This window comes from Pseudoalteromonas ardens, from assembly GCF_030125445.1.
Taxonomy (GTDB): Bacteria; Pseudomonadota; Gammaproteobacteria; order Enterobacterales; family Alteromonadaceae; genus Pseudoalteromonas; species Pseudoalteromonas ardens.
The window spans coordinates 112,885-132,260 of record NZ_JASJUV010000001.1 but is presented as its reverse complement, the minus strand read 5'-3'; the positions used below and the strand labels follow the sequence as shown (position 1 = coordinate 132,260).

General features: G+C 47.1%; 18 protein-coding genes. 9 read left to right on the top strand and 9 right to left on the bottom strand.

Annotated elements, in window-relative coordinates; all coding sequences use genetic code 11:
• The first annotated feature begins 97 nt into the window (after positions 1-97).
• From QNM19_RS00560 to QNM19_RS00545, 4 genes are all read left to right on the top strand, one after another.
• Positions 98-367 (top strand): RebB family R body protein, encoded by a 270-nt coding sequence (locus QNM19_RS00560; RefSeq protein WP_049864075.1) that lies wholly within the window; start codon positions 98-100, stop codon positions 365-367.
• A gap of 101 nt (positions 368-468) precedes the next feature.
• On the top strand, positions 469-1,473 hold the full coding sequence (locus QNM19_RS00555; RefSeq protein WP_284026166.1) for a cyanobactin maturation protease PatG family protein: 1,005 nt from the start codon (positions 469-471) through the stop codon (positions 1,471-1,473).
• 29 nt (positions 1,474-1,502) lie between these two features.
• Positions 1,503-2,294: a hypothetical protein gene (locus QNM19_RS00550; RefSeq protein ID WP_049864076.1), complete on the top strand. Its 792-nt coding sequence runs from the start codon at positions 1,503-1,505 to the stop codon at positions 2,292-2,294.
• A gap of 9 nt (positions 2,295-2,303) precedes the next feature.
• The gene (locus tag QNM19_RS00545; protein WP_049864077.1) at positions 2,304-3,227 is read left to right on the top strand and encodes a cyanobactin maturation protease PatG family protein; all 924 of its coding nucleotides are present in this window, start codon (positions 2,304-2,306) and stop codon (positions 3,225-3,227) included.
• Positions 3,228-3,395: 168 nt separating this feature from the next.
• Here the strand turns inward: QNM19_RS00545 and wrbA are convergent, their stop codons facing one another.
• From wrbA to QNM19_RS00510, 7 genes are all read right to left on the bottom strand, one after another.
• Positions 3,396-3,992 carry an NAD(P)H:quinone oxidoreductase gene (wrbA, locus tag QNM19_RS00540; RefSeq protein WP_284026165.1) on the bottom strand — a complete coding sequence of 199 codons (597 nt, stop codon included), beginning with the start codon at positions 3,990-3,992 and terminating at the stop codon, positions 3,396-3,398.
• A 203-nt stretch (positions 3,993-4,195) separates the two neighbouring features.
• The gene (locus tag QNM19_RS00535) at positions 4,196-4,492 is read right to left on the bottom strand and encodes a DUF3325 domain-containing protein (RefSeq protein WP_049866094.1); all 297 of its coding nucleotides are present in this window, start codon (positions 4,490-4,492) and stop codon (positions 4,196-4,198) included.
• The gene (locus QNM19_RS00530) at positions 4,486-6,054 is read right to left on the bottom strand and encodes a PepSY-associated TM helix domain-containing protein (RefSeq protein WP_284026164.1); all 1,569 of its coding nucleotides are present in this window, start codon (positions 6,052-6,054) and stop codon (positions 4,486-4,488) included. The genes QNM19_RS00535 and QNM19_RS00530 overlap by 7 nt, the downstream gene beginning before the upstream one ends.
• Positions 6,051-6,347, bottom strand: a complete 297-nt coding sequence (locus QNM19_RS00525; protein ID WP_156202450.1) for a hypothetical protein — start codon at positions 6,345-6,347, stop codon at positions 6,051-6,053. Before QNM19_RS00525 ends, QNM19_RS00530 begins: the two co-directional genes overlap by 4 nt.
• A gap of 81 nt (positions 6,348-6,428) precedes the next feature.
• Complete coding sequence (locus QNM19_RS00520; RefSeq protein ID WP_049866092.1) at positions 6,429-8,573, bottom strand: TonB-dependent receptor; 2,145 nt, start codon at positions 8,571-8,573, stop codon at positions 6,429-6,431.
• An 87-nt stretch (positions 8,574-8,660) separates the two neighbouring features.
• Positions 8,661-10,004, bottom strand: coding sequence for a histidine kinase sensor domain-containing protein (locus QNM19_RS00515; RefSeq protein WP_284026163.1), 1,344 nt, complete (start codon positions 10,002-10,004; stop codon positions 8,661-8,663).
• Positions 10,001-10,684 carry a response regulator transcription factor gene (locus tag QNM19_RS00510; protein WP_284026162.1) on the bottom strand — a complete coding sequence of 228 codons (684 nt, stop codon included), beginning with the start codon at positions 10,682-10,684 and terminating at the stop codon, positions 10,001-10,003. Before QNM19_RS00510 ends, QNM19_RS00515 begins: the two co-directional genes overlap by 4 nt.
• Before the next feature lie 208 nt (positions 10,685-10,892).
• Here QNM19_RS00510 and QNM19_RS00505 point away from each other — a divergent pair, with 208 nt between their 5' ends.
• The 3 genes from QNM19_RS00505 to QNM19_RS00495 all read left to right on the top strand — a co-directional run bounded on the left by QNM19_RS00505 (position 10,893) and on the right by QNM19_RS00495 (position 13,455).
• Positions 10,893-11,135, top strand: coding sequence for a RebB family R body protein (locus tag QNM19_RS00505; RefSeq protein ID WP_284026161.1), 243 nt, complete (start codon positions 10,893-10,895; stop codon positions 11,133-11,135).
• 37 nt (positions 11,136-11,172) lie between these two features.
• Positions 11,173-11,424 carry an alpha/beta hydrolase family protein gene (locus tag QNM19_RS00500; RefSeq protein ID WP_284026160.1) on the top strand — a complete coding sequence of 84 codons (252 nt, stop codon included), beginning with the start codon at positions 11,173-11,175 and terminating at the stop codon, positions 11,422-11,424.
• 180 nt (positions 11,425-11,604) lie between these two features.
• Positions 11,605-13,455 (top strand): S41 family peptidase, encoded by a 1,851-nt coding sequence (locus QNM19_RS00495; RefSeq protein WP_284026159.1) that lies wholly within the window; start codon positions 11,605-11,607, stop codon positions 13,453-13,455.
• Positions 13,456-13,660: 205 nt separating this feature from the next.
• Here the strand turns inward: QNM19_RS00495 and QNM19_RS00490 are convergent, their stop codons facing one another.
• Positions 13,661-14,794, bottom strand: a complete 1,134-nt coding sequence (locus tag QNM19_RS00490) for an alpha/beta hydrolase (protein WP_284026158.1) — start codon at positions 14,792-14,794, stop codon at positions 13,661-13,663.
• 242 nt (positions 14,795-15,036) lie between these two features.
• Between QNM19_RS00490 and QNM19_RS00485 the strand changes: the two genes are divergently transcribed.
• Complete coding sequence (locus QNM19_RS00485; RefSeq protein ID WP_049863588.1) at positions 15,037-17,031, top strand: winged helix-turn-helix domain-containing protein; 1,995 nt, start codon at positions 15,037-15,039, stop codon at positions 17,029-17,031.
• A 580-nt stretch (positions 17,032-17,611) separates the two neighbouring features.
• The gene (locus QNM19_RS00480; RefSeq protein ID WP_049863587.1) at positions 17,612-17,845 is read left to right on the top strand and encodes a hypothetical protein; all 234 of its coding nucleotides are present in this window, start codon (positions 17,612-17,614) and stop codon (positions 17,843-17,845) included.
• Between the two features lie 289 nt (positions 17,846-18,134).
• Here QNM19_RS00480 and QNM19_RS00475 read toward each other — a convergent pair whose 3' ends face one another.
• The gene (locus QNM19_RS00475; protein ID WP_049863586.1) at positions 18,135-19,352 is read right to left on the bottom strand and encodes an Nramp family divalent metal transporter; all 1,218 of its coding nucleotides are present in this window, start codon (positions 19,350-19,352) and stop codon (positions 18,135-18,137) included.
• Positions 19,353-19,376 lie beyond the last annotated feature (24 nt).

Sequence of the window (19,376 nt, the reverse complement as noted above, 5' to 3'; positions counted from 1 at the left end):
GCTCAATAAGTTAAACCAAAACAAGCGCATCACAACAGGCTAAATTATTCCTTACTTATTAACGCAAAACAGCAACTAACCATTAAGGAATAAATCAATGGCATTTCCAACTTCAGTTAACGACCAAATCACAGATTCTGTTACTCAGGCTAATGTAAAAGTGCTTGGTGATGCGCCAGCAATGTCAATGGGTAACCTGTTTCAGGCCACCTCTCAGGCACTCGCCAACGCAGCACATAATGCAACCACTGCACAGCAACAAATGGCTGTAACCGCACAGGCCGCGACAACCATGGGCGTCACCACTCTATATTCAATTGACACCGCAACAACAGGGATTGCGACTACAAAGATCCTGGGCAGTTAATCATTCTCAAGACCTGTATTTAACCGATTGAATGTAGTGACATTGTCACTCAGTGAAGTGCTGAGCTCCATCAGCACTTCTGCACTCCCAGAGAGAAGATTATGAATGAATTGAATACTGACGGCGCAGCTGTTGACCCACCTTCCCAGCCTGAAAATAACTCAGTTGTGCAGCAAAGCAATCCAGAGGTTGAGCTAGACACTCAGTTGGGCGCAGAGCAAACGCATGACACAATGAGCGAACCATCACAAAACAACGAACTGCCTGTTCAGCGCCAGCCAGATGAACAGCAGGCAGAGAAAACACTGCAAGGTAACTCCTATGACTACATTTATGCACTGGGCCAGGTAGACATAGTATTTCCCAACGAAGGGATAAAGCGACAATTTCTCAGTGCAGCGATGGAGTTAGGTGTTGACGAAAAAGCCTACTACGCGGTATTTACCAACCTCTCGCAACCGATTGATAGCCCCTCAAGAAACAAGTATTTATATCTGGCAGAGCAAGTAGACTGGGTATTGTCAGTCAAGCAAGTGCACAGCTATGTGTTAAACCCGGCTGCGCCCGCCGAGTTACAAGCGCTGATTGAGGCATTGCAGCCCCCCAAAAATACGCTGGAACCAGTTTATACCTGTGTGATTGGCCATATCACCAGCAGCCATAGCGCGTTGGACTTACCAGAAGTTGTCTGTCAGCAAATCTATCATCACACCTTATCTGAGCTACACCATACCATTCAAAAAATATCGAGGGCTGAGACCAACGCCATTCAGGACGTCATCAGAGAGCTGGAAGTGGAACCGAATCCGGGTCGTAACGATTTCGACAGAGCCAAAAACTTCATTGCCTTTCGATACCCCGATATCTATGCACAAACGCATAAAATGCACGCTGGGTCCAATTCGCTCCCCAGTGCATCTCTTGTCAGTATCACGTTCAGCCGGTTTGATGCGTTGTCTGATCACCGGATAGTAGATATCACTCTGACTTACAAAGAAAATACCTCAACCAAACACCATTATTATTTCTGTCGGGTCGATGTCAGTGGCCTGTATCCATTTATCAATACAGAAATACAGTCATTCCTGCCGCTTCAGACTATATAGCGACAGATTTTCGGCTAAGGAAACCCATAATGAATACGCCTACTAACCATTTAGCCCCTGTGCAGCGCATTGCAGAGTATGATAGCGGTGAGCTTGTCTATGCAATTGGCAAAATACAGCCCAGCTTCCCAACCTTAAACCTCGAAAAACAATATGAAGCTGCGGCACAATCAATCAAAGCCAACCCGGACGATTTTCACACCGTATTTAATTACCAGGTAAAGACTGACAATCAGCCACAACTGACCTATCGGCCATTTTTATACCTGGCACAACAGGCAACCTGGGTACTGACAATTAACCTGGTCGATACTTACGTCCTCATCCCCGATACGCCAACCCAGCTGGATGCGCTCATCAATACCACCAGCCAGACGCAAACAGCCTACATTGTTAATGGCCAAATGACCGGGATCGATGTCCCTTATTACGGCGATGGCACCGCCTTGCCTATGGTCTGTGTTAAGCACCTGATTAACAGTGCAGATATCACAGCACCGACATTAACGGACGGCCAACACGCTAACAGCCAATTGCCATTACCCGCCCTGAAACCCAATGTGGGTTTAAGTGCTAAAGACAGGGCCAGTAACTATTTTTTAAGTCATTTCTATCAGATTGTGGTCACTAACGAGCGGACTTTATTGTTGAAGGATGTGCAAGCTATTCATGTTCAGCCTTCAAATGCAGAACCTGTGCGGCAGAGTTTTGAGTTTATCCTGACCAATTCAGAGCGTATGCGTTACGCCTGTAGCATTGACGTCACCAATCAGTATCCTTTTGTCTCATCGCGGCTTTCGCCGTTTGCAAAAAGTAATTAAGGAGGCCATATGACTCTCACTATTACAGAACAGCAAAATACGCCATTACTTCACACTCAGACAGCGCAGCGTATGTTTGTAGCAGATCCCAATACACACACGCCACTACAAAGTACCCAGTTTGCCTATGCCGTTGGATTTATAAACGCCAAGTTCCCCAATCTAAACCTGGAAAAAGAACTCTATCAGAATAGCCTGATGGGCAATAACGAAACCCAGTTACCTATGCTCGAGAACATCAATGATGACATCGCATTACAACGATTAAACCGAAATAACCAGCTATACCAAACACTGTTTAAAGGGCTGAGCCTGGCAAAAAACCGTTATATTGCCTCTGGCATGCAGTGGCTGTTAGACAATCGGTACAATGAACAAATGTATACCCTGCTCATCCCAACCGATGAACTGCTTACACAGTGCATTACAGCACTTGGGCGGACACAAAATGATGAAGCGGCGCAAGTAGTGGTTATTGGGCAAGTGCAGCCCCTCAACACCATACTGGTACAGGCCATAGTGCCAGTCAGTGCACTCCCATTTGGTGAGCTGTCGCATGGAGATAACCATGGCAAAGAACAATTTCAAAATCTGGTAACAGAGATCACGTCGCTCGATATATCCGCCGGCGATACCGATGCAGCGCGCGCACTCAATTATACGCTATACAACAATCCGACTATCTATCAGCAATCTTACCATTTATGCTATCAAAGCCGCCGGGACGGCCCAAACCCCAATGGCTACCAGTTAGTCAATGTGAATGTAGAAACCAGCCAAAGTGGCGACAGATTAGTCGCGGACGTGATTTTTACCTATCAGGGTATTAACACAGGCGCGATGCAATTCTGGCGCAGCAGGGTTGATGTTACCGGAGAATATCCGTTTATGGTGTCATCCTGGGAGCAATACTTGCCCAGTGACACAAATTGAATACAATATGATAAATCGAGTGACAGGAAAGCGTGCAACGATGAGGCAGGTGCTCTCCTGCGCTTTAGAGCAAAACTGCGGGTGTTTTCAGCCTGGCAACGACAGCCTGTTCACACCGAACTATCAGCAAAATGCGCAGCGGCTTTTTGCTGCGCCATGTTTTTTGCCTTAGGCTAATTTGGCAGCAATACCCGCTACATGCTGCCCCTGGAACTTAGCCAGGGCGAGTTCTTTATCTGAAGGTTGACGACTGCCATCAGCCCCCGCAATACAGGCAGCCCCCAATGGTGAGCCGCCTCTGACTTCTGAGATATCCGTTAACTCAACCGCTGCATAAGGTAACCCAACCACCACCATACCGTGATGGAACAAAGTGGTATGAAATGACTGTATGGTAGTTTCGTTACCGCCACCAGTGCCCGTTGAAGTAAACACACTGCCCACCTTCCCAATCAGTTTGCCTGCCGCCCACAAACCTCCGGTTTGATCCAGAAAGTTGCGCATTTGCGACGCCATATTGCCAAATCGCGTGGGGGTACCAAAAATAATGGCATCATAACCTTCGAGTTCTGCTGGAGTGGCAATCTCAGCCGCCTGATCCAACTTAACCCCGGCATTCTTAGCTACCTCTTCCGGCATTAACTCAGCAACACGTTTAACGGTTACCTCAACACCATCGACCGATCCAGCTCCCTCTGCAACGGCATTTGCCATGGTTTCGATGTGGCCATAGCTTGAATAATATAAAACCAGTACTTTTGTCATCTTCATTTCTCCATGTGCTGTTGAAGGGCTCCCCAACAACCATTGTTTTAACCAACTAAACATGTTTGATTACTTCTTTCGTTAAGTATAGGCATGCAGGCCTGTAGACCAATGACATGATTACATAGCTGATTAAGAACGTAATTACGTAAAAAGTGATAGGTTTGTTCTAATAAAAAGAATGTTTTGTCGCATCCCGCCACTTATCTACAAAGCCATCTAAGCAGCCTGGGACGATATGTCAAAATCACAACAAGCGTAAACACGACCATAGTTGCACTCCCAAACCAGTACACAAGTCCCCGTGACACGCCCCAGACAAAAACACAGACAAACAAAGCGATCAGGTTTAAACCCGTGCCACTGATGCGCAATAACCACAACCGCTGCTTAGACAAGTGTACAGATGGAGCGGCAACCCGACTAAAGTTACGCTGCATTGCCACGCAGAGCAGCGCAAAACCGAGCAACAATATCATCAGTATCGAAGTGATCAGCATACTAACGGCTCCTTTTTAGCCACAGTGGAGCTTCTATGTTTTCGAGAAACGACGGTCGCCGCCAATCCAAAGCAGCCCGCAAACAACCACATACTGAGATCAAAACCGAGCATCAACCAGTCTGCGTTCAACAGACTGGTTATGACACTGTGGTGTGTAGTGAGCATATTGACTAGAGGAATAGCAAAATAAACCAGTGCTGCGCTCCAAAGCAAAGTTGACCACTGCTCCGGGCTCCGATTGATTAAACAATACAGACAGCACAGCCCCCATGCTGCAAACAACACATGCATCTCCCAGGCAGCCCGGTCTGGCATATCAGGCGCAAGCAGTCGATTGCTTAGAAAATAACAGCCAATCGCAATTGGCAGACCCAGCAAAGCGCCTCTGTTTAGTCTGACGATTAAAGTAATGAGTAATGAAGGTGTGACCTCTTTCATCACCTGCTTTTTTAGCCAGATGATCATTCCGGAGGCAATCATCGCCGCACCAAATAACCCACAGAGAAAATACACCCAGCGCAAATAAATATCGGCAAACAGGCCTTCGTGAAGATGCTCAAGCAGGTCATACACAGCCGCAGCCCGTCCGGCTTTGCCGGTAGCTATCTCAACTTCAACCCGCTCTGCGCGGGCGTGGTACTTGAGCAATGAGGCAAACTCAACCCCTTCACTGGTTTCAAACCAGATCTCTATGTGTTCAGTGTCAGTACCCCTGCCAATGACACCGACAAAGTTGACCGCCTGATCGGTCACTCGCCGTTTTGCATCAGACAGTGCCGTATCTACAGTTAACTGGGCTGGCAAAATCTCAGTGTTTAGGGTGGTGTAATCCTCCAGCTGAGAAGCATCATAAAACTGACGATGCATTTGCCTGCCTTCACCATACTGGCTATCAATGACCTTGGACATGGTCACTCCCATGAGCAACATAACGCCGCTGTAGGTGATCATTAAATGAAACGGCAATGGCAACACACTGAAGACATTGTGAATATCCAGCCAGGAACGCAGGCCTTTTGCACTTCGAAAAGTAAAAAACTCAGCAAAAATCTTCCTGTGAATGATCACCCCGGTCACCAAACCAATTAACATGAGCATGCCTGCCAGGCTGGTCAGGATATAACCCACCAGCGGCGGCACGTAATGCAAGTTATAGTGCAGCCGGTACAGAGTTTCTCCGCCACTAGTATCCCGGATAGACGTAATGTCTCCCGTATATGGGTCAAGCGGCTTCTCATACCATTGACGACGGACCTGTTTCTCTGGGTCGCCGGGCTGTAACCAGGAGATTTCGATGTAAGGATCCCGCGAGGTAGGCAGGCTCACATACCACTGAGATGCATCATCAGCGTGTTCGCCAAGCTGTGCCATCGCCAAATCAATGGCTTGTTTGTCCGAAACATCATTGCTTATGACAATTTCGGGCTTCATCCAGCGGTCAATTTCGTTTTCGAAATAACCGACGCTGCCAGTCACAAAGATAAAATACAATAACCAGGCAAACACCACGCCGCTCCAGGTGTGCAGCCAGCCCATGGACTGTCTAAACCTTGCTTTCATAGTGCCTCCGATACAGAAAGTAAGTGGATTAGGCCATACAGCAAGGCTATTAGCGTCGATACCAGCAAAGTTGCACGCCATGCCGTTCTGACTGTAAATACACTGATCACGACCAGTGTATAAACAACAAAACTCCACATCATACCGGCAACGATGCCATCCACTTTGTTATCCCCGGGTAATTGAGAAATGGCTATGGCGGCGAGGTTAGCAATCGCAAATCCGCCAACCAGGGCAAGTAATACCCGCCAGCCAAGCGCAAAGGCTTGAACAGGCTTTGCTGATAAGCTCATGATATTAAAACCATAATATAAAGAAATAGGTGCCATCTCAGCCACAGTCTAAACGAGCACTATGGCTGAGATGATTTGAGGTTAGAACTGATAGGTCAACGTCAAACGAATATCACGACCGGCTTCTTTGATACCAACCACGTTTTCATAGCCAGGGATATGACCATAGTCGGCGACACTGCCGTGACTGCGATATGACTCATCGAGTAGGTTCTGAACAGACAAGTCTACTTTTAATGCCTCAAACGGCGCATAGCTGATATAAGCATCAACCAGTTGATAGCTTGGCTTGCTGATGGTTTCCAGTTCAGTGACCCAGCCCAGCTCCATAGAGCGATGGAAAACCTCGATATCATTGAGGCTTGCGACATAGTTATAATTCCAGCCCAGTTTGATCTGTTCATTCAGGTGGTAGTTAAAATTAACATTGACCGAATCGCCAACCGCATTCCCCAACCCGCCATATTCATAAGCGGCCATATCGATACCATTGATTGTAACGGGTTTAGTCGAATCCGGGGCTGCCGGATCTGGCAAGTTAAATACGGCATTATTCAGTTCAACATCATTGTTGTTGTAGCTGATAATCACATCAAAATTATCCGCCTGATATCCGGCAACCAGCTCAAATCCTTTGCTTTCTAACTCACCGATGTTTTCATAAAAAACGCCCTCTCGGCCTTTAAACTTGTCAAACACCACATCATCTATGGTGCTGACATACAGTGACGCTTCCAGCATCCAGGTGCCATCGTTGTATTGTAAGCCCAGTTCAGTATTTTCAACCTCTTCAGGATTCAGGTTTTCATTGGGTGTTAACTCACCGACTGTAAAGGCATCAGCCACCTGCCTGCCACGCAGGGCTTCGGCGTAACCCACCGACAGCTTGAGGTTGTCAGCAAGCTCGTACACAAGGCCGACGTTTTTACTGATCCCATCCTGTTTTTCCGTTGAAAATGCGTTGCTGGTTGTCACTGGGTTGCCATTGGCATCTTTTTCGATAACCCAGACACCATCCACTTTCACCCAGTTAGCATCAATACCGCTGTGATCGAGTTCATAACTGTCATGACGCAAGCCAAAACTCAACAGTAAATCGTCGCGCAATTGCCAGTGATCCTGCACATAGAGCCCAGTCACTGTGCCATCTTCGTCATAAATGCCGCCAAAATCGCCATAAGACTCAGAGTCTACTTTGTCATTTTTGCGCTCGATACCATATGTCACGGTGTGCATACCGATATCACTGGTATTGCGAATATCAAAGCCGGTCGTTTCAATCGACGCATCCCAAGTATATAACTCACGTTTAAATGATGACTCGGTCTGATAAACTGTGGTTTCTAAATTGACCAAAGCGCTGTGATACCAGGTATGGTTCAGAACCAAAGTTTCGCGCTCCCCCCAGGATGAAAACAAAGGATCGGTTTGTAGCGGTGCCCAGTTGGTTTGCTTACCAAATTTACCTTCTTCTTTGCGGCGCTCAAAACTAACAACCAACTCCTGATTGTCAGTCAGTTGCGTGTTAACTTTCACAAAACCCAGGGTCTGATCAGCAGCAGTGCCCGGAATTTCCTGACCATCTCCATCTTCCATGTTCTCCCGGCTAACAGTGACATACGAGGCCAGCACACCTATCGAATCGGTGACTTTACCGTAGAAAGACACACTTTCTTTGTGACCATCATTGGTGAAATAACTCGCTTTAACTGTACCGCCAAATCGTTCACTGGCCTTGAGTAAATCATCAGCACTTTTGGTTTTAAAACGAATCGCACCGCCTACGGCGCCTGAACCTGCCGTTGCCTCACCAGCACCCGCTTGCACTTCAACGCTACGCAACAACTCAGGCTCTATTGCAACCCGGCCAATATGGTGGAACAAGGTACTGGTTTGCGGCGCACCATCCACCGTGACATTCACCATGGAATCTTCCAGACCCCGGACAAAAATCTTTTGTGCAATCCCCAAGGATCCGCCGACCGTAACCGACGGAGTATGGCGAAAAACGTCTTCCAAGTCGTTCGCCTGATAATTTTCTAACACCTCAGGCGTGATCTCTGAATTGGTTGTGGCACCAACGACCGCGATCCGCTCTATTTTCTGCTCGTCCGTGTCATCGCTAGTCTGCGCAGCATAAACGCTGGTTCCAAAACAGCTCAGGGCAACCGAACAGGCTAATAAACTTTTCTTAAACAAATGATTTTTATGTGGGGCAAATGGCATGATTTACATCTCAGTCAAACAACAAGTTAAAAGTCTAAATCGGAATTATTGTCATTTAGACTTTTCAGGCAATCACTTTTACAACTGTTACATTTGAGAAATGGGAATCATTATCGTAACCAAAAGACCACCAGTGCTGGGGTTATGTGCCGAGATACTGGCCCCCACACTCGCCAGATGGCGCTTTGCCAACGCCAGACCCAGACCAAAACTGTCATTTTCTGCAAGACGGGCATTATCAACACGAAAAAATGGTTCAAAGACTTTCTCAAGAAACACCTCTGGGATACCAGGCCCCTGATCCTGAATTTGAATGCAATACTGCTCAGTTTGCTGTGTCAGCGTGACCTGCACATGCTTGCCCACCGGTGTGTAACGTAGCGCATTGCGAATGACGTTTTCTACGGCAGGACACAAAGCACGGTGACAGCTGTTTTGTACAATGGCATTAGCGGGTGGATCGAAAATAATACACCTGTCGGGAAACTCGAACCTGGCATCCTCCACCAGCACATCGAGCAAATCCACTAGGTCGACGTTCTCTCTTTTTAGTACTGGTTTTTCATTTTCCAACCAGGCCAGTGTCAATGAATCTTCGACGAGTTTACGGATCTGAGCAGACTCGCGCGCGATCCGCGCAAGGTGTGTCTGAGCATCATCCACATCAAAACTCTCTACCGCAATGTCGAGACGAGTAAGCGGCGTGCGTAACTCATGAGACAGATCGGCAATGAGCTGTCGCTGACTGGCAATCAACTCACCAATTTTCGCCGCCATCTGGTCAAAGGTGGCAGCCAGGTGGGCAAACTCATCGTTGCGTTTTCCCAAATATCTGCCCAGCCTGACCTTAAAGTTACCCCGACTAAACGCCGATGTGGCACTGTCCAGCTTACGTAGTGGAGTAATAATGTGCTGATAAAGTAATACTGACAGCACAGCTAATACCCCCATCGGGATCAGGACCTGAAGCAAAAACTTGGTAGTTGCCCAGTAAGTACCGGGGCGCATCCTGCTCGGTAGCTTTATCAGCAAGCTGGCATTGCTGTGCTCAAAGGGCAACTCCATCACCGGATTTGCGGAAAAATAGAGATGAATCTTCCACTCTATACTGCGCCCAAAATGGTAAGTACCGACAATGTCTTTGTCTATTGGTTCGCCAGCAAGATGGATCGCCCTGAAACTGGCGACTGATGCCCAGGTCGATTCTTCCACCATTAGTTGCGCTAACCAGGCATTCAGTGCCTGGGTATCATCTGCCATATAGAGTTGTTCGGACTTGATGCGCCACTGTGTCAGCTCTGCACGATCCGCTTTTGCAATCATGCTCATGCTTTCTTCTGTTTTTAATGTCAGTGCATGTAACAGATAGAAAAATGCCACTAAGCCCGTTGCCACAATAATGCATAACTTCCAGAGAAATGTGCGCTTCATTTAAAACAGTACCCTTGACCATGTACCGTTTGCAGCCGCTCGCCAAACCAGTTGGCATCATTGAGTTTTCTGCGTACCCGGCTTAAATGCATATCCAGGCTACGATCGTATGCGCCAAGCTTTTTGTTCAGTACCGACAGATAAAGGTCAGCTTTAGGGACTATGGTATTTTGCTGTGACATGAGTGCCCACAGCAGTTTGAACTGGATCGGCGTAAAATCCAGCGGCTTGCCATGCAGCGTTATAGACTGCGTTTGCAGTGCGAGCCTGAGACCATCCACAGTAATTTCAGACTCAGTGATGGGTGCAGTATTACCGTGACTGCGCTTTAACAGGCGCTCAATTCTCAATAATAATTCTGTTGCGTTAAACGGCTTTGCTACATAGTCATCCGCACCGTGACTGAGGCCCACAATTCGTTCTTCTTCTGCACCTTTAGCAGAGACCATGATCACTGGCTGCTGGCTCGATTCGCGTAGTTTTTGTAGCAAAGTCACCCCATCAAGTTTAGGTAGCATTTTATCCAGCAGGATCAAATGGTGCTGCTGAGTCCTTGCCACTTCAAGTCCGCGTTCACCGTCAAAGCATTGATCTATGTGATAGCCCGCCTTACGCAATAAACCAGCCAGGTAGGCGCTTAACGTACTGTCGTCTTCAATTAAGAGTATTTTATGTACCAAACAACTCCTCCCGATAATAAAAATGATAATCAGTTGCAGGTGGCTATCATAAGGACTGAAACTATAAATGTAAATTGTACGCACATGAGGAATAGTGATGTTTGCGCAACTAGCAGATGCGCTTAGCTGTAATAGGATGTAATCGTGCAGAAGTTAAGACTGAACCATAATAACAAGGCACTTTACAACCCCGACAAGGAGTAAGCTCATGGCATTTCCTACCGCAGTAAACAATCAAATCACAGATTCCGTCTCTCAGGTTAATACCAAGGTACTAGGAGACACCCCGGCTGTCGCGACAGGCAACTTTATGATGGCTACAAGCCAGGCACAAACCAATGCTGCGCTCCCACAAAGGTTCTCCAGGACCCCAGTTGCTCGGGGGGTGAACATGTTGTATAGCATAGACACGGCTACGACAGCAGTAGGCACTAGCAGGATATTCAGATAAAATAACTATGTGATACAGAGACAGCATCAGGATAACGGTGGAAACAACCAACGGGCTAACCCTCCTGGTCTCAGCTGAACAAGATGAGATTTGGCCGTCTCACGCGATGGCAAACGAAATCACCGAGTCACTCGAACAGGTTAAATTTTCTTATCCATATCAACACATAGCACTACCCGGTGGCCACGATAGTTTTACCCGTGAGACCCAAAACCAGGTCAATCAGTTTCTAACCAGTGTCTGTAGCCAGGCTTTACAATTGGCTTTCGCACAGGTCCATATATCGTAACTAATTGGCTTTTTAGGCCAGTACGCTGAAGGAGATTGTTAGTCAATAGCGCAATCTCCTTGTCCACAACCCCCTTTTCTATTTAAACAAGCATATAGATCCCCCCTGCCAGTGGGGTTTACAGCTGAACAAATTAACGCTAGCTTCGTACCTGATAATGATAAAAAAAGGAAATGTGTGATGCGAAATCAGTTGCTTTTAATATGCGTAAGCGTGTGTTTGACGGCCTGTGGCGGCAGTGGGGGTAACAATGGCAATGAGAACACCCAACCACCGGGTTCAAGCCCTGTGTCTCCTCCAGATAATAACCGCTTACCAAACTCTCCCCAGGCGCGTCCCGATATCACATTTAATGAAGCACTGATTGAAGACGTAGAACACTTTGTCACGCTGGCACATTCAGTACAGTACTTTTATCCCTCTGAAGAAGTAAGCGCATCAGACTGGCCACTCTTTATTGCCGAAAGTATTGTCGAGCTAAGCCAGACAGAAGAGACAGCTCGTTCAGACAAGGGCATAGAGTTACTGAGACAAATCGCCCCCTATGTCACAACACAACAAGACCACTTGCCCACACTAGAGCAGCAAACACAAGTCATGGCCTGGCAACAAAATGCGCCTTTTTCTCAGCGTTTCTATGAAAGAGACCTGCGCTCAGGCAACTACGCCTCACTCAGTAACCAGCCGTATTTGCCCAACAACCGATATGCGACGCTGGACTACGGCCAGCAAAGAGTTTATGTCCCGTTGTACCTGCCCGCACAAACTCAGTTAACGGGCGATACGTTTTCTCAGGTCGGGCGCTGGCAACTGACAGAAAACTTTGAACATCCTGAAATATGTATGGCAACCGTCTCTGGCATGTGGGCCATGATCCAGCACTTTTGGCCTTATTTTCACCAGGTCGAACTGAACTGGACGCAAAGCCTTAAGCCATTATTAAATGCCTGTACTGAGTCGGACCTTACGCAAAGAAACACGCGCATTTATAGCGAATTTACAAAGCTCAATGACAATCACCTCAGTATTGTCTTACCAGACCCTCAGTTACCCCCGTTTGATTATTACATGCCCTTTTTCTTCGAAATTGTTGAAGGAAAAGCCATTGTTACGCGCACGGAGCAAAATAATCCGTCGGAAATCGAGATAGGCGACGAGATAATCTCCATTGACGGTGAAGCGGTGCAGGCTTATCTGCAAAACCGAACTGCTAGTTCTTTCTACAACCAACTACAAGGGGTTAACCGGGTTGCACGCATGCACTTTTACCAAACCTCTTCAACACCCGTTCGCTACGAGATAAAAAAGCCAGATGAGCGTGTGATCCAGCAAACCGTAACCCCGCTTAAGAGCGAGAGCTCTCTCAATTTCAGCGGTCTCAGATATGTGCCTCACAGCCCTGATGTGCTGGAGCCTTTAGGTGACAACATTTATCGTATTAACGTTTATAATGTCGAGCAGCAAGCCCTCAGCTCACTCAAGTCACAGTTGGCAGATGCCAAAGCCGTCGTGCTGGATATGCGCCATTACCCAACCAGTTGGCAAGGCTGGCAGGGGGTACTCAGTTGGTTTATTGAAACGGATGCCGTTAACAACACGCTTGCCCACTACTGGCAAGGCGCCCCTAATCAAACTGACGTGCAGATACAAAACCTGCCACAGACAATCCGCATCGCACAAGACGCACTGAATATTCCGGCAATTGCACTGGCCTCCAGGGAAAGCCAAAGTCAGAATGAGCATGCACTTGTGTTTGCCCGCGCTGGCGGAATAAAAGTCCTGGGTGAAGCCACATCAGGGATCAACGGGGAAATCTTCAAAGCGGATTTCTTTAACTTCTCGGATAACTTGTCTCGGGATAGTATTTTTGTCTTCACCAATATGCTTGCAAACCGACTCAATGGTGATCCCTTGATCAACGCGGGCGTCGAAATTGATATATGGGTACCCAGGACGATAGAAAGCGTCATAACACATCAAGATAACCAGCTGGAAGCTGCTGTGGAGTACTTAAAAGCGCAGCTTGAGTAAAACAACTTATTCAACAAGCTCAGTGCAGTCATCAAACCTTAAGATGAAAGCACTGAGCTTGATAGCTATCGGCTCACTTGAGCTGGATTACTGCCCGAGAGCGTTTACAGCACCAGCGCTGGCAGATAATACCGCTTTGATCAGACTTATTTATCATGCCCGCCAGATAGCTGAACCAGGTAGATCCCCATCTGCTCTTTTTACATCAAAGTGCGTATTGGATCTTATCTTTTTGTCTCTTTAGCCTGTCCAGCTGACGCGTATCATTCACTGACAGTTTAATGGCTTCGTTCACCGCTTCCAGTGCCCGCTGTGGTGACTCCTTGGCCATAAACACCCGGCTCAGCATAGCGTAAGGCTCTGCCGTATGCGGATAATATTGGATCCACTTATTTACGATGTATTCTGCCTCTTCAAGGTACGCTTTGACGACCAGGTAATTAGTCAGCCCCCACATTTCATTAAACTCAGGCACGACTTCATAGCCAAGGCGCTCGGACAACCCCTGGTAATGCGCATCAAATTTAAGTTTGTCTCCCTTTATCCGCTCACCTGTGATCCACCAATTACGAAATACGTAACGTACAGCATCATACAAACCAATATGCGCTATCGTCATATGATCCTCAGCCTCATAAAGACTGGCTTGCCAATTTAGCTGAGGACCAGCGTGCGCGTCCAGGCTCTTTCTGAGACGAATAAAATTAGGTATTTGTTGTTCAAATGGTGTATCCGCTTCGGTCGCTATGATGAGTGTTTTATCCAGCTTTAGTCGCGCAGGGTGTTGCTCAATAAAAGGCAGTAAGTTTTTGCTCCCCCACCCCATTGCCGGTGATAACGCAATATAGACATCAAAAAGTTCGGGAGCTGTCAGCATACTGTACAAAGTAAATAAACCGCCCAGCGAATGACCACTGAGTAGAGCAAAAGAGTTCGTTCGATAACGTCGCGCTACAAGCGGCTTAACTTCTGTACGAATAAAATTTAGCAGCGAGTGCTCAGCTGGGTTAACGATAACCTGACCGTCCGCGTCATACGGGCTAAAATCCCGGCTTCGTGAAGGCGTCTCTATTCCAACAACAATCATTTCAGAGATGCCCCCTTGCAGATAATGGATCATGCTTGCGGTATGCGTCATCTGTGCTCGTGCATCAGTCAGATACAATACCGGATAACGCCGATCCTGGTTTACCCTGTCAAAATAACCTGTTGGCAAAGAGATGTGCACCTTACGCTTTTCTTCGAATACGGTAGAGGTGATCTCTATCTCAACTTCTCTTTCATTACTCCAGCCTATGCCAGATACTAGTAACAATATCACCAGCCAAACTTGCTTCATTTTTGTTTACTCCATTGTGTTTATTATTAAAAAGCGCTTAAATACTCTCCCCGTGAGTATCCAAAGACGTTCAGTAGTGAGCACGCTAATGAATACAAGCGCCCAATGGGTGGCCTATTCGGGTTAGGTACTCCCAATGACTGCGCCAAGTAAAACAACACGAAGCAAGCTGGTTAGGCCATGCAGTTACCCCAATTTTTACCTTAGGAATTTCTTAGGTTCTATAATTCAATAAGTTAGGCATGGAAAAATTAACGCAGGCTTTTGTAATAAACGACATAGTTATTGATCCCCACCGCAACCAGGTGCAGCACCCGGATGAGATTTGCACGCTAGAACCAAAAGCAATGACCCTATTATGTATTCTTGCGGGACAACCCAATACCGTAATTAAACAAGAGTCCCTGTTTGACGCAATCTGGCCTGGGCGTGTTTTTTCGCCCAGTTCATTGCAACGGCTGATTGCGCTGGTTAGAAAAGCTCTCAGGGACAGTGCGAAATCACCTCAGCTCATTTTTACCCATGCCAAGCAAGGCTATAGCTTAGAAGCAACTATTTCACGGTCAAAGCCACGCTCTGAGAAAACGCGTAAATTACTTATACCTGCACTCTCAATGATAGTTTTAGCTATTGTTTTTATTGCTTATAATTACTTTAGGCCGAGTACAGCACTCACATCTACCGTGCCATTTACCTTTACCTCACTGACTGAATTTAATGGCCAGTTTGCACCCGATGGGAAGGCGATTGCATTCTTACGTCACAATGCTGATAAGCAAACCGAATTAGTGGTGCGACAAGAAGGAAAATCGGATCTCAGCCTGCATGTTGACAATGCACAGATCCGCAACTTTACCTGGTTAACTAACCAACAGCTGTTGGTTGCAGTGAAAGACCCCGCAGGGGTTAAGCTACATCGATACAAACTGACAAGCTCGGGGATTCAGGCCCGGCAAAGTCTTCCGGTACCCAAACACCTGAGGGACATTAAGCACCTGCTCAGAGGGCCGGGCTCCTCTGTTTACTTTGTTTCATATCAATCAAGTCAGGCTCAGGACCAAACCCACCTTCGGCACAGTGCCATCATGCAGCTGGACTTAGTCAGTTTTGAGCATAAAACCTTGATAAACCTGCCCGATACACAAGATATCATTGACCTGGCCGCAACACCTGATGGCCTTTATGTTTCGCTGTTTGAAAATAAAAAGAGCAACAAGCTACTTAGAATTGAGCCCGATTCACGGACAGTCACCATGATTAACGCTGAACTCGGCGGGCGCTATAAGCTTGCCTGGTCTAATTACATTGACCGCCTTATCGTGCTGGACAGTTTAAAACCGGGCGTTTTCACACTAGACACACATAATCAGCTGGTGCCGTTTCAACATGATCTTACGGCAGGTGTCACTGGTGCGGACCTATATCAAAACAAGCTTCTCACCAGTCAGGCTCATCAAACCATTAATGTATTCAGCAGCCAAGATTCTGGCACAGCGCTAATTGACAGTAAGTATGAAGACTATCTTGCCTCTGTTTCGCCAGATGGCCGAAGTATGACATTTGTTTCGAATCGCAGTGGTTACCCGCAACTTTATCTGTCAGAGCACGGTAAACAACCCGAGGTTATTTTCACCAATCCCGGGAGGGAAGACTTTATTTCACGTGCTATCTGGCACCGTACTGCACAACACCTGGTCTTTGCAGCGGATCAAAAAGTTTATCGCTTTGACGTCGCAACCCGCCAGCTGATTGAGTTACCAATAACTCAGCCAATAGCACGCGTCGAGTACTGGCAAACATCTGAATTATCAGGGCAAGACGTGCTTTACCTGGCCCACGCAGGACAGGCAAATATAGTGAAGTATCACATCGGCTCCGGGAAGGCAGAGTTGTTATCAGGCTCCGAACACCTTATCTATGCAAGCGAGACACACAGAGTTGACTGGCAGGACAATACGCTTATTACATCCGCGGGGCTGAGCTGGCAGCCCGACACCGGTAAGATACGCAACGCCTTTAGTGTTGATGAGCGTATCCTGGTGCAGATAGGAACACAGGATGCCCAGCGCCTGCTTGAGTTTGACCGCAATCTAACCCTGTTGTCTGAGCAGCCGCTACCCGAGTCTGCTCAGTTTGTTACCAGTGCTTTTTACACCGAGCAAAACGCCCTTACCTATTATTATTCCCACTGGCAAAATTCGGACAGCGATCTGATGCTTTCACAAATAGCACATTGAAACGCGATTCACATATGAACAAACTAACACTAATTTTGTACCTCGTATGATAAAAACAAAGTAATGGCTCAATGCGAACTCAGCTATTATTTATCTGTTTAGCCGCATGTCAGCAGACAAGGTGACCGTCAGCCAGTACCTCAAAAGTCAGAGGCGATATACTTTAGCTAAGTCTGATGGTTAAAGCCTCCGAATTTTATAATCACAAAAATAATTGCAAGCACAAAGCCGTGCTAACATTATCACATTCTAGTTAACTTAAAGGACTAAGCGGCTATGGAAAAGGCAAACAAGAGTCGCCATTCGAGTTCGATGATTGCTCAAAAACACAATGCGCGCATCAACCATTCGGTCAACAAGGCTCCGGATGACTTACGTACCAGATAGCTCAACAGATTCAGACGGAAATACTATTCCCGATGCTGGCAGATCTATTGCAGGCACCTATGAGTTTTCTTCGCAACATAAACTCGAGCGCTTCATAGAGAAAGCGGCTGAGTATGGCATTCGCGTAACAGTGGTTCATGTTGGCGGAACTACTGGACGAGTTATTATTACCCCACTTCCAAGGACTTAAATTATGTTAGAAATGCTAAGAAATGGAGAGATCCCGTTAGCCCCCACAGTGCTTGCGCTACAGTTTATCCTGTGTCTGGGCGTAAACTTACTGATTGCCTATAAATATCAATACAGCAAAGCCGTTGCCGTGCTCGTTGCTTTGATCCCTTTTATTAATATCTATGCAACCTGCGTGTATATTGGCCTGGCGATATTTCATTCAAGAAAAGTCAAAGGCACGGGTAACCCGGGTTAATACCAATTTGCTTAATTAAGTGATCTATTTTGAGGCAAGAAAATAGTGGCGATAACACCGCTCTCGCGTCCTGCTATCGCTGAGGCACCTACATCCATGTAGGCGAGGCAAAAATTTTGCTATTTAGTTGTTCTAAATGAGAAATTTTTAACGCTGTTAGCGTCCTATTTGCTCCTTCAAATAGACCAGGTATTAAGTGAAATTGGTATAATATCATCACAATGTAAAGTTAGCTGGGGCGAGTAACGCGCTTCAGCTTTTCATATCCCCGCCTGGTGCTTTTGTCGTGTCAAATCCATCCCAGAGATTTGGCTATAAGACGAATTCCCAGCATGGCGGTAAAGAGCAGCACAGAAAAGCCCAGAATATTCGAAACCGTTGTATTTGCGTATTTCCCTAGCATCCGCTTGTTGTTCATAACATACAACAAAAAACCGGCGATGATAGGCAATAACAAGCCGTTGGCAAACTGAGCCAACAGAATGATCTCTATAGGTTTAATATTGGCCATAGATAACACCGCACCAATCACTATCACAGTGACGCTGATCAAGCGAAAGGCCCGGGTGTCTACTTCGGTGTTCAATTGCAGCAACTCGGTGACCACGTAACTGGTTGCCAGTGGTGCCGTGATAACACTGCTCAATCCCGCTGCAAACAAGCCAATGCCCAACAGGTACTTAGACAAACTGCCAAACAGAGGCTCAAACACTTTGGCCATATCAACCGCATTGTTAACACTCAACCCGAGGGTAAAGATACTCGCCGCTGCCGTAGAGGTCACCAGAATGGCTATGAGCCCGCCCAGACCAATGGAAATGGCGGTATCTGCACGCGCTTGTGGAATATCCTCCGGATTTGTCCAATGCGCTTTGGCGGCTGATGCATGCAAAAACAAGTTGTAAGGCACCACAGTTGTGCCTATCAGCGCAATGACCGTCAGTAAAGATCCCTTGGGCAATTGAGGGGTTGCCATGCCCTTTAGCAACGCCGTTAAATCTGGGTCAACCAGGAAAAAGGTAACAACAAAAGCCAGCGCCATAATTGCCACCAGAGTGATCAAGATGCGCTCTATCTGTTTGTAGGTCCCGAGGATTAAAATCACGGCACCAACCGCCGTCAACGCAATAATGGAGCCACGAAAGACCCACTTGCCCGGCGTCGTGATCGCCTCAATACCCAGCGCAGCGCCCACTAAATTGCCCGCCTCATACGCGGCATTTCCGACACAAATGGCCACAATGATTAAGATAAACAATGGCCATTTCCAAATCGAGTCGGCCAGCGATTGATGGATCACGGCCCCCAGCCCCTGCTGTGTTACTATCCCTGCACGGGCTGACATCTCCTGCAAAATGATGGTCGCCAGGGTTGCAAAAACCAACGCCCATAACAAAGCATAACCAAACTGAGCGCCGGCTAAAGTACACGCGGTAATAGTGCCAGGACCTATAAAGGCGGCGGTCACAATCACGCCAGGCCCCAGGCTTTTAAGTTTCTTTAGCATGATTTCACTTTCCTAACAGGTACA